Below are 5,396 nucleotides of genomic sequence, written 5' to 3' on the forward strand. Positions count from 1 at the left end.
CGAAACAAAGATCCTGCTGTTATTAGGGGTTTCGTTTTGTAATCTTAACAGGAAACCATAATTGGTGTTGGAAGTTACCATCTTCTGTACGATCGCGGTAACATCTATATCCAAATCAAGATAAGGCTGGTTTGTGAGCGGTATAGTGACCAGATCGTCTGTAGTGGCCACCGGGGGATTTTGCCACGTACAAGAATAAACATCCCAATAGTTCGTTATCTGTTGAATGATCAATGCATTTGCTGACCCTGAATTGGCATCTGATTTATTGCCCAGCGTGGGTTGAGGATCTGAATACAGGTACAAATGAGCGCTTTTTACAATAACAGGACCTATTCCGAAGCCAGTAAATTGTATTATTTCCCGCTGGTAATAGGTGGTACCACCACTACTCCATGCAACCGCTCCAAAGGAGGTAGGGTTAGTATTAAAGGTGTTGCGACTATTGTCGCTTCCATTTAAAAGAACAATCGGATACACGGCTTCGCCGCTGTAATTGCGCATAGTCATAACCAGGGTATTCAATATTTCCACATCAACGGTCATCGTATCAACCCCAACAGTCCCTTTGTCATCGGTGGCTGCTAATTGAAATACATAATTACCTGATTTATTAAATTCGATCCTGGTGGAAGTACCGCTCGGACTTGCTATTTTTGAGGCCGCCGGTCCTGAAACCTGGCTCCACAAATAGGTTATTATTTTTCCGTCATTGTCTGTTGCGGAGCCTGTAACATCAACATAATAGGTTTTAGTTGACAGAGACTGGCCGGCATCGACTATCGGCGCCTGGTTATCTTTATCTTTTTTACAGCTTGCTACTGACAGCGAGAACACTAGCGCTGCCAGTATTGTACGGTTTAAGGGCATAATTGGGGTTATTTAGAAACTAATATTTTAACACGCAAAGTAAATCCTCAACCTGTTGAAAAGCAAGGGAAATGAAAGTTATTTGATAAGTGTGCAGATTCGGCCGATAGCCGTGCAGGTTTGGCAATAAGCGTGTAACCTGATTGTGCTAAATGCCCACCATAGCCTCTTCTTCGGCCAACTCTTCCGCTGTGATTTCCACAGCGGCTACGGGTTCTTCCTGCGCATTCGCCTTCCGGTCAACAAATACCCACGTAAGCCCCAGTGCCACTACCAGTAACCCAATGCTTATCCAGATCACTTCGTGAACGCCAAAGCGGGTAATGATCAAACCTCCCAGGAAGGTGCCCAATGTTACGCCGGCATTACCAAACGATACCATTAAACTGGCGGCCAGTTCGGGTGCTTCCGTCGCTTCGGATGTTGACCGGGTTTGACCGATCAAAAAACCACCGGTATGAATAAAACCCCAGATGCCAATAATGGCCGTCATGGGTACAAACACTCCACCGAACGTATAGGCCAGCATATGCACTGCTATTAACGACAGCAGGAAAAAGCGGGTGGTCAGCAAGACATTCTTACTCAATGCCAGTCCGGTAACCCAGTTACCGGCAATACCGGTGGCGCCAAACAACAACAACATTATACTGATCTCCTTGCCATTCATCCGGCTGATCTTACCCAGGTATTCTGCCAGGTAACTATAGGTGGCGAATATGCCGGCGATCATGATCATGGTAGCCACCAGGTTCACCCACATTTGTCCTTTCTTTAAGATCACCAACTGGCTTTTTACGGATTGTTTTTCCACCACCGGCATGGATGGTACAAAGGCCAGCAGCGCCGCAAAAGCAATCAGGTTGATAACGCCCGATACTACAAAGGATGCCTGCCAGTTTATTAGATCAGCTACGTAGGTTGTAATAGGAACTCCTAAAACCGTGGCTACGCTTAATCCCGCCAGTACTACCGATACGGCTTTGGGCGCATCTTTTGGTTCTACCTGTTTAGAGGCCGCTACGGTTGCTACCGCCCAGAATACCGGATGCAAAAATGCGGGCAGAATGCGGGCTATCATCAGCACCGTGAAATTGGGCGATACGGCCGATAAAATATTGGAGAGCACAAAAGTTAACAGCACCAGGCACATCATCCATTTCCGGTTAATTTTAGATGTTAGCAAAACTGAAAAGGGCCCCGTGAGCGCAATGGTCAATGCAAAGCCACTTAACAGCCAGCCGGCCGTGTCAATTGATACCTGAAAATGTTTGGCGATGGAAGGCATAATACCAATAATGCCAAATTCGGTAGTAATAATGCCAAATGCCCCCAACGCCATAATGTAGATCGACTTCTTCATAGATTCAGTTATTGAAATGTTTCGATATATTAGTCAATAGGTTTCCCTCACTGCATGTATTTACAGCTTGTGTTTCGGTTCGTGCCGGGGTGCCTTACCCTTTAAAAGCAGTAAGGAAAGCAATGTAATCGTTGAGTACTTGCTGGTTTAAATTGTACTTAAGGTTGCGGCCCTCTTTTTCAGGGATCAGCAGATCGGCCTCTACCAGTTGTTTTAAGTGATGTGATACAGATGGCTGGGCCAGGTCCAGGAAATCATGTATTTCTGAACAATACAAAGCATCATCACATTTTTTTCTGAATTTCTCTAATATCCGCAAGCGATGCGGGTCGCCCAGCGCCCGGGATATTTTTTCAAACTTTTTACTATCCATACCTGCCTCATTTTAAATACCAGTGCAAATATAAATAGATACATCGAAATATTTCAATGTATTTCTGTTAAATAAAAATAAAGACCCCCTCCCGAAGAATCGGAAGGGTAAAAAAAAGAGCCACCCATGAATTAACAGGATGGCCCTTTCCCCTCCGGGTTTTCGGGAACCTCTGGGATGAAGCAGAACCTTAACAACACTATGGGTTGCCTAACCAATATTTTTTACTTGATCTTTCTGTCTTTCAGGTATTGTGTAAACACCAAGTGGATTATTTTCATATAGTCTACACCAAAAAACGAACTGATGCTAACGATCTCCTGCACGGTAAGGTCATCAACTTCTTTGGTAAGGCGGGTTATTCGTGGATTATTGGTATGAAGGTGTTTACCTAACGGACTCTTGGGCATGTAATTAAAGATCTGCCTGAATTCGGTTATATGTCCGGTTTCGATCATGAACTTGATGCTTTCATATCGCTTATCCATACTCATTGTTCAAAATAAAATAGAAATAGTGATTAAATTGAGAAAATCACCTTTCCGTAGTTTTTTTGTTCTCAACGAATATAGACATGTTCCAATCCGTACTTTTTTCTTTCCATTTGATTTAGTCAACGCGCTGGCTGAATTGGTTACCGGGTCGTCTTTTTACCCGATCTTGTTCGTTTGTTCTCATCCTGCAAAGCCAGGTTCACCAGCACTTTTGTTTCAACGCCTATGGCCCTGGCTATTTTTGATAATTCTATCAGCTTAAATTCGAGGGGATCGCCAATAAGCCGGGTAAAGCGATTATTGTTGGTCTTTAGCTCCTGGCTTACGACCGACTTGGGAATGTAATCAAAGATTTGTTCAATCGTTTTAATCTCTCCTTTTTCTATAAAAATGCGGGCAACATTATAGCGATTATCTTTGTCCATGCTATCAAAGTACCTTATAATGTTTCATACTAATGCAGAATAGTACAAACGAGAATAAAGAAAGTATACTCTATCCGATCCTGTTTAACAACCGTACTTTTTAGTATTTAAAACGTATTTTTTCAGGACACTGTAAGGCATTCAGTCTGAAAATTATAAGCCCTAAAACGGGTAACTGAATTGAGCATGATCATTTTTTTGGAACACCTTCGCGACAATTGCGCCGGAACCGGCAACCCGCCTCACACATATAAATAATCTCTCATCTTATGTAAGCCAGGAAATTATACTATTTTTATTTCATGATCGCCCGTCGTAAAAGCCTGGTTTTGTTTATTTTCATTGTACTTCTCTCCCCTTACTGCATGGCCCAGAAATGGCGTACACAAACCGACAGCCTGCTGCAGGCTTATAAAAAGGCTGTTACCCCGGTGCAAAAAGTAAAACTGCTTACAGATGCGGTCACCATTTTTTTACTGCAAAACCCCGATACTGCCCTGTTATTGAGCAATGAAGCCGAAGCTATTGCTGAAAGCAGCGGGAACGATACGTCGCGGGCAATGGCCTATGCCGCCAAAAGCGCCGCTTACCTGATAAAAGATAACGACGCCATGATCCTCGAGTATGCGTTAAAAGGCTTAAAGCTGAGCGAACGCACGGAGCTACCACCCGATGTGCTGGCCGCCTTAACCCGGAAACTGGGGTTTGTATACAGGAATACCAACCGCTTTGCCGAATCGGTGGAAGCGTATAAAAAAGCACTGGCGTATTCTACCCTGTCGCACAACCTGTACGATATGGCCACTACCTCCTCCAACATCGGCAACATTTTTAATGCCTTCAACCAATACGACAGCGCTCTTATTTATCATAACAAAACCATTGAGTTTGCCCGAAAGGCCAATTTTAAAGATATCATCGTTCGGTCGTACATGCAGATCATCAATTCTTACAATGGATTGAAACAATACCCCAAAGCATTTCAGGCGGTGGCCGATATGCAACCTTACTTAAACGATCCCGATGTAACGCAGGTTACAAAAGGACTGGTTTATACCGTTATTGCCAGTCTGGATATGCGGCATGGCGACAAACACCACGCCCTGGCTGCTATGTACCTCGATAGTATGAAGCACCTGATAACGCATACATCGCCCGGTAAAGAAAACCTGATTAACTATTACCTAAACCGGTCATTGCTTGAATTCAGTCTGAACCATTTTGATTCAGCATCGACCGCCCTTGAAAAATACAATGATCTGAAAAAGATCCACGATGATGAGATCATCAGCGGTCATACCCAGGAACTGGCCACCAGGTATGAAACCGGTAAAAAAGATGCCCGGATAAAAGACCTGGACCAGCAGAACCGATTGCGTAAAAAATTATTGTTCGGTTCCTTCACGGCTTCCGCCGTCTTTTTGATCCTGTTGTTCTGGGTATGGCAGCAGAATAAAAAAATAAGAAAGCAGGAAGGTCATTTGAATTATTTAATGAAAGAATTGCACCACCGCGTGAAGAACAACCTGCAGATCGTGAGCAGCTTGTTGAACCTGCAAAGCGCCAGGATCGATGATCCAATAGCACAGAAAGCCCTGATGGAAGGACAGCACCGGATAGAAGCCATGAGCCTGATACACCAGAAACTGTATCAAACAAAAACAACCAGCCGGGTAAATATTCAGGAGTTCATTGCCGAATTATCGGAGAACCTGATGCATGCTTACGGTTACAAAGCTCATAATTTTAACCTGCAACTACAGGTAGCCGTACAAGAACTGGAAGCAGACATTGCCATTCCTGTAGGCCTCATCCTCAATGAAGTGGTGACCAATGCTTTCAAGTATGCGTATAAAAATGTAACCGATCCG

General features: G+C 43.9%; 6 protein-coding genes. 1 reads left to right on the forward strand and 5 read right to left on the reverse strand.

From position 1 onward, the window contains the following. The 5 genes from ACJ751_RS19315 to ACJ751_RS19335 all read right to left on the reverse strand — a co-directional run. On the reverse strand, window positions 1-870 hold an 870-nt coding region (locus tag ACJ751_RS19315), incomplete at its 3' end, for a PKD domain-containing protein (RefSeq protein WP_407747159.1). Between the two features lie 148 nt (window positions 871-1,018). Further along, a complete protein-coding gene (locus ACJ751_RS19320; RefSeq protein WP_407747160.1) occupies window positions 1,019-2,233 on the reverse strand; it encodes an MFS transporter in 1,215 nt (404 codons plus the stop codon). 94 nt (window positions 2,234-2,327) lie between these two features. After that, entirely contained in the window at window positions 2,328-2,606 is a 279-nt protein-coding gene (locus ACJ751_RS19325; RefSeq protein WP_407747161.1) for an ArsR/SmtB family transcription factor, read from the reverse strand. A gap of 224 nt (window positions 2,607-2,830) precedes the next feature. After that, window positions 2,831-3,094, reverse strand: a complete 264-nt coding sequence (locus ACJ751_RS19330; RefSeq protein WP_407747162.1) for a hypothetical protein — start codon at window positions 3,092-3,094, stop codon at window positions 2,831-2,833. Window positions 3,095-3,240: 146 nt separating this feature from the next. After that, window positions 3,241-3,525: a hypothetical protein gene (locus ACJ751_RS19335; RefSeq protein WP_407747163.1), complete on the reverse strand. Its 285-nt coding sequence runs from the start codon at window positions 3,523-3,525 to the stop codon at window positions 3,241-3,243. Between the two features lie 302 nt (window positions 3,526-3,827). Between ACJ751_RS19335 and ACJ751_RS19340 the strand changes: the two genes are divergently transcribed. Next, the coding region (locus tag ACJ751_RS19340) for a sensor histidine kinase (protein WP_407747164.1) at window positions 3,828-5,396 on the forward strand (1,569 nt) is incomplete at its 3' end.

Source organism: Niastella sp. (assembly GCF_045805085.1).
In the GTDB taxonomy this organism is placed as follows: Bacteria; Bacteroidota; Bacteroidia; order Chitinophagales; family Chitinophagaceae; genus Niastella.

Bases quoted from the DNA above. Each gene is read 5' to 3' on its own strand.
- ACJ751_RS19335 (WP_407747163.1), bottom strand. From the start codon at position 3,525: ATGGACAAAGATAATCGCTATAATGTTGCCCGCATTTTTATAGAAAAA.
- ACJ751_RS19325 (WP_407747161.1), bottom strand. From the start codon at position 2,606: ATGGATAGTAAAAAGTTTGAAAAAATATCCCGGGCGCTGGGCGACCCG.
- ACJ751_RS19330 (WP_407747162.1), bottom strand. From the start codon at position 3,094: ATGGATAAGCGATATGAAAGCATCAAGTTCATGATCGAAACCGGACAT.
- ACJ751_RS19320 (WP_407747160.1), bottom strand. From the start codon at position 2,233: ATGAAGAAGTCGATCTACATTATGGCGTTGGGGGCATTTGGCATTATT.